This window comes from Alteromonas confluentis (genome assembly GCF_001757105.1).
GTDB lineage: Bacteria > Pseudomonadota > Gammaproteobacteria > Enterobacterales > Alteromonadaceae > Alteromonas > Alteromonas confluentis.
Genome location: NZ_MDHN01000019.1, coordinates 1 through 4,255, shown reverse-complemented (window position 1 = coordinate 4,255; position 4,255 = coordinate 1). Strand labels below are relative to the sequence as shown.

General features: G+C 44.7%; 4 protein-coding genes. 1 reads left to right on the top strand and 3 read right to left on the bottom strand.

Translation table 11 applies throughout. The features are described 5' to 3' along the window. A partial coding sequence (locus BFC18_RS08750; protein ID WP_070123143.1) for an ISNCY family transposase occupies positions 1–1,187 on the bottom strand: 1,187 nt, incomplete at its 3' end. 185 nt (positions 1,188–1,372) lie between these two features. Between BFC18_RS08750 and BFC18_RS08745 the strand changes: the two genes are divergently transcribed. Beyond that, a complete protein-coding gene (locus tag BFC18_RS08745; protein ID WP_070125185.1) occupies positions 1,373–2,338 on the top strand; it encodes an IS481 family transposase in 966 nt (321 codons plus the stop codon). 19 nt (positions 2,339–2,357) lie between these two features. Here the strand turns inward: BFC18_RS08745 and BFC18_RS08740 are convergent, their stop codons facing one another. Together BFC18_RS08740 and BFC18_RS08735 are read right to left on the bottom strand one after the other, a co-directional pair. Beyond that, the gene (locus tag BFC18_RS08740; protein WP_070125184.1) at positions 2,358–2,678 is read right to left on the bottom strand and encodes a site-specific integrase; all 321 of its coding nucleotides are present in this window, start codon (positions 2,676–2,678) and stop codon (positions 2,358–2,360) included. Continuing rightward, positions 2,624–3,640, bottom strand: a complete 1,017-nt coding sequence (locus BFC18_RS08735) for a DUF6538 domain-containing protein (RefSeq protein ID WP_070125183.1) — start codon at positions 3,638–3,640, stop codon at positions 2,624–2,626. Before BFC18_RS08735 ends, BFC18_RS08740 begins: the two co-directional genes overlap by 55 nt. Between the last annotated feature and the right edge of the window lie 615 nt (positions 3,641–4,255).

The following is a 4,255-nucleotide window of genomic DNA, read 5'->3' as shown; positions in this document are numbered from 1 at the left end:
CCAAGCCTGTCAGCCAATGCTAATACCTCAAGCTTCTTCTGGATCTCATTGTCTTCCGAGGACAATTTTTCAGGCTCAGTGACTTCTGATACCTGTAGCTTTCGTCCGGCGAAGTAAGCATTGAACCGCTTATTTTTACCGGTACGAATTTCAATTTTCTGGTTTGCGATTGAGTGTTTAAGCGGGGAGTCGATGAAGTAGAGTTTTCCGCCGTAGCTAAACGTATGGTCGTTGCGTATTTTCCGGTAGACCTTGGTGATGCAGATATCATCAAGATTTGCGTAGCGTGGTACAGGCGTATATTCGGTGTCTGATGATCTTGATTTTACAACCAGGTTTTTACGCCAGAACTGGGGAATGAAGACGTGTTGGAGATAGCTATTCGCGCCCGTCATGTCAGTAATATTGTTGAGTCGTAGCTCCGGTATCAACCTGTCTTGCAGTGTATCAAAGGCGCGTTCAATCCTGCCTTTCCCCTGAGGAGAACTGGCGAAGATGATTTCAATGCCTAGCTCCTCACAGGCCCGTTGCATCTGGGAGAAGTTGCAGCGCTTAGGGCCACCGAATATTCCTGCACGATCAACATACAGGGTTTTAAATACACCGTATTTCTCAACGACTGAGCGCATTACTTTCATACAGCCTTCAGTCGTTTCTGACGGAAAGAACTCAGCATGAATATCGCTGTTGGCATCATCAATCATGGCAATTAAACACGACTTTCTATCGCCGAACCAGCGATGTGTGCTGCCGTCCATTTGCAGCATTAACCCTGGCGCTTCCATTCGCTCTCTGCGCTTGTGAACACGGGTGCGCCTACGCTTCGCTCGTTTTACATGATGGATATCATGTGCCCATTTACGCAGTGTCTCGCGCTTAACAACAATGTGTTCGTGCGTCTCAAGTATCTCGGCAAGGTGCAACAGGTTCAGGTCATAGTATTTCTCGCGAATTAGCGACTGAACTTGCTGCTTAAGCCTATCTGGAGTTTTATTAACTGGCTCGCTGCCCGAATTACCATGAACAACAAACTGTAGTCCTTGGCTTCGGTAACGCTGTAAATAACGTTCAACAGTACGTCTGGATTTATTGAGGAGCTTAGCGGCATTGGCTATCGTAATTTTACGCTCAGCCACTTTAGCGATGACATCAACTGTCAATTGAGCTTTGGAATTCAACACAATCATCCTTAGCGTTCCTCAAATGCACAAACAAAACATTCAAAGAACACGGTTAAAGATAACCGTCAATTTCCCTTGGTAATTAGCGACTACGACAGAATCGCGTGGTAATTAAAGTACGACAAAATCGCTTGGTGTTAACATATTTAAGTGTGTGATTCATAGAGATCGTTTCAATATAATTCGACTCTATGAATAAAGAAATTAGACAGCGACTCAAGTGGATTGAGCTTTACGAAGAAACTGAAAATGCAGGTCTGGTTTGCCGCAGGTGTGGTATATCCAGGCCCACCCTTCGTAAATGGTTAAACCGATATAAAGAAAATGGTCTAGACGGTCTTCAGGACGTTTCTAAACGCCCTCATACCTCGCCAAATGCTAAAATAAACCATCAGATAGAGGAATGGATTCTAACCCTGAGAAAAGACAGGAAGCTTGGTGCGCGGAGAATCCAAAATGAACTCCTTCGCGAACATAGTGTTCAATTATCGCTTGCTTCCATACATAAGGTGCTGACTAGACATGACGTTAAACCCATAGTATTTCAACGGAAGAAAAAAGACTTCATCCGTTACCAAAGACCTATTCCAGGTGATCGAGTGCAGATGGATACATGCAAAATCGCTCCTGGAATTTACCAATATACTGCTATTGATGACTGCTCTAGATATCGCGTACTGGATGTGTTTAACCGGAGGTCGGCTGCAAATACCCTTATTTTTATCGATAAGGTAATCGAGGAAATGCCATTTCCAATACAGCGAATACAAACCGACCGTGGTACAGAATTCTTCGCAGAGAAAGTTCAGCGAAAGCTGATGGATTATGGCATCAAATTTCGTCCTAACAAGCCTGGTTCTCCTCACCTGAATGGCAAGGTTGAAAGGTCGCAAAGAACAGACAAAGAAGAGTTTTATTCAACAGTAAACTTGAATCTAGACGAACTGAAAAACGAAACATTGCCCGAATGGCAGCATTACTACAACTGGCAACGGGCACATGGTTCGTTCAAGGGAAAATCGCCAATGGATATTGTCTGTGAAAGACTTGAACAAACCCCACTTTGGGAAGAGGTTCACGAGGATTACATAACTGAGAACGAGCGCATTCAGCTATCAAATTATCAACGCGACCTACAACTGAGAAAAGTGAAATGATGTCTATGAATCACACAATTTAAGTAGGCAGGAAAAATTCTGCCTTATTCACTGCTTCCTTGAGTCTTTTCAACTCATGCCCTTTCGAGTAGTAACCATAAGACATGGTCTTGCCTCGTTCATGACCAACTATCTGAGCCGTAACATTCTCCTCAACACCTGCTCGTTCCATTGCTGTTATATACATGTGCCTGAACGAGTGAAAGCTCTTGAGTTTGTTGTTGGTGACATGGCGAGTCTTAAAATTTGAAAAGGTTCGGCTAGCAGTCTTACTGCTGATACCAATCACATACTCTTCGTCTTGCTTGCCTTCGATGTGTTCAAGCAAGCGAGCACCCATGAAGTCTGGTAAAGGCACTGTTCTTGTTGCTGCTTTTGTCTTACCTTTCTCAATGTTTTAATTGCCACTATGCCTTCATCAACGACAACATGCTTCTTTTTGAGATTACAAAGTTCACTGATGCGACAACCTGTGTAAATCCCTAAGTCCACCAGCAATGAATAAACAGGCTTCTCCCATTTATAGGCACGTATTATTTCCACCTCTTCTTTAGTGAACGGTTCTCGCTTCTCTGACTGTGCTTCCTCTGCGCTTGAGTAAATATGGTCATGGAAGGGATTGTCGCCTTTCACTTCATCAATCTTTTTAAGATAAGCCCAAATGGTGTTGATACGGCTAATTGTTCCTTGAACCGTTGTCTTCTTGTACGACTTGCCAAGGTGCTTAATGAATGCGTAAACAAGCTTACGGTCTATGTCTTCGATCACTAAGTTAGGTGAATCAATCCAGTCGTAGTTCTTGAAGCAGAACTTGCCGAAGTCCTTAATAGCTTTCTCGATCTTATGCCTGTGTTCTTCAGTCTTGCTCTGACCGACATCATTGAGCCACATCTCATAACCGTCCAAAATCGTCAGGCGATACTTACGGCTGAAGTCTCTTGCTCCATTAACGGTCATGTAAGCTTCAAGTTCTAACTGCTGACCTTGCTCCTGAAGTCTTTCAGGATAAATAGCCAAGTCCCATTTCTTTGGATGGTTTGCGCGGTCTCGCTCCATCTCACGCACAAGTTCCCTGAAGCGTTGACCATCTGTATTCGTGATAGTCCGAAGTGACTTGCTTTCAATCTCACCATTAAGAACATCACGCTTCTTACGTGCTTCTCGGATGTCACCTGTTTCAAGGCTAATTTGAATGAAGGACTGGTCTGGATACTGGTTCGCTAGATGCTTTGGGACGCGACGTTGATACCACCAGATGTTTCCACGTAGTTTCAAATGCTTAGTGTCCTTCAGTGCGCTCACAAATACTTCTCCTGTATACAGAAATGTAGACAGTATTGTTGTCATAACTAACTGAAAGTCAATAGGAATAAGGGCTTCATAGCTGTTTGCTCGGCATGATGTAAGCCACCCATAAGCTTAACGCTTTAAGAAAGGCGCTCTTCGGAGCGCCTTTTTGTTTGCCCAGCGAAGCTGGCAAACCCGTCAGGTTGAAAGAAGCCTGAATCACCCTGACTGAGGGGAAGATAATCCGAATGGCAAGGGCGTTGCTGGCTAACGGCAGGGTCTGAAGGAAGCCATAGGAAGTTAGAAGTACACAACGAAAGTGAACCTGATTCGGCAATGCAGGAGGGTAAGCGTGCAAAATAGCGTGAAGCCCGATACTCGGTCAGTCCTGTATTGTGCTTGAGGGTGGGATTTCTAACAGGGAGCCAGTGCAGTAACTGGGGAAGCCTGACACCGTCTCTGGTGATAAACCAGAAGCATCTGTACGAGAGGAAACTCAAGGCAGGTGTTGGTGCGAGGTGGCAGATGATGCCGTAGTAGTGAGTAAGGTCCGGCCTGAGAAAGCCAGTAATGGTGTGGAGGATAAAACCGGACTGACCATCTGCATTAAGTCAGATGGGGTCTTTACAG

Coding starts and splice junctions, on each gene's coding strand:
- BFC18_RS08745 (WP_070125185.1), top strand. CDS start 1,373: ATGAATAAAGAAATTAGACAGCGACTCAAGTGGATTGAGCTTTACGAA.
- BFC18_RS08740 (WP_070125184.1), bottom strand. CDS start 2,678: ATGGGTGCTCGCTTGCTTGAACACATCGAAGGCAAGCAAGACGAAGAG.